The sequence below is a fragment of the Gardnerella sp. 26-12 genome (assembly GCF_001660745.1).
Lineage (GTDB): Bacteria > Actinomycetota > Actinomycetes > Actinomycetales > Bifidobacteriaceae > Bifidobacterium > Bifidobacterium swidsinskii.
In genome coordinates, this window is record NZ_LWSR01000063.1 from 1 (window position 1) to 954 (window position 954).

Annotated in this window: 2 protein-coding genes; both read left to right on the forward strand. The window is 38.2% G+C overall.

Translation table 11 applies throughout. The features are described 5' to 3' along the window. A partial coding sequence (locus A5295_RS04075; RefSeq protein WP_197479837.1) for an NUDIX domain-containing protein occupies positions 1 to 453 on the forward strand: 453 nt, incomplete at its 5' end. Positions 454 to 627: 174 nt separating this feature from the next. Further along, positions 628 to 807 (forward strand): hypothetical protein, encoded by a 180-nt coding sequence (locus A5295_RS06485; protein WP_041160496.1) that lies wholly within the window; start codon positions 628 to 630, stop codon positions 805 to 807. The last annotated feature ends 147 nt before the right edge of the window (positions 808 to 954 follow it).

A 954-nucleotide genomic window follows, 5' to 3' on the forward strand; every position in this document is an offset into this window, starting at 1 on the left:
AAATTAAAGAATATTACATTAGTGAGAGGAGAACCAATTCCTGACGGCATGTATCATTTGGTGGGCGAAGTAATTGTTAAACATATAGATGGTACTTACCTTATTATGCAAAGAGATTTTGAAAAGAAATTCGGTGGAATGTGGGAGTTGACAGCAGGTGGTTCTGCATTGCAATATGAAACACCATTAGAATGTGCAGTAAGAGAATTAAAAGAAGAAACAGGTATTGAAGCTTCAAAAATTATGGAGATCGGAAGATTTGTGCAGGATGTTTACCACTCTCTTTATGTTGAATATCTATGCGTAACCGATTGTAAGAAAAATGCAATTGCTCTTCAAAAAGGAGAAACGGTTAATTATAAGTGGGTAGATAAAAAGAGCCTTTTGGAAATGAGCCAAGACGAGTTAGTATCATCAAGGGCAATCAAACTTATTAAAACAGTAGATATATAAATTCAAGTTTGGCTGTTTGAGGGAAGATATCAACGCTCTAGGGTCGAGTGCACAGGATGTTAACGTTAAAAAGTGCACACACTTTGCACCCACCCTGTGAAGTGGGGAAATATAGCTCAAAAGGTAAAATGAAACCTGATTGTTAGTATGTGTACGAGGAGGTGTTTAAGGATAATGGACAAGCTCGTTCGTTTTTGCCGTGAAGTAGCGACATTCGGCTTGACGGTTGCCTTAATCGCGATGCTGATTGCCTTAATATGGGATGGCACACTTGCTATTAGAATTGGTTTTACCTCTTTTGTTATTGGTGTCACAGTGATCTCGCTTAAGACTGTCCTTCGAAAGACTGATTGAATTTTGTTTGGTTCAAGTCAATAGTTGAATATCTCACGTTGGGTGACTATTACTGATCTCTGTCAGTAATAGTCACTTCTTTTTATGAATCTTAAAGTCAGGCTCAATGTCCGTCCTGTTTAGCCGGTGATTAGTTAGGGTAATCGG

Coding starts and splice junctions, on each gene's coding strand:
- A5295_RS06485 (WP_041160496.1), top strand. CDS start 628: ATGGACAAGCTCGTTCGTTTTTGCCGTGAAGTAGCGACATTCGGCTTG.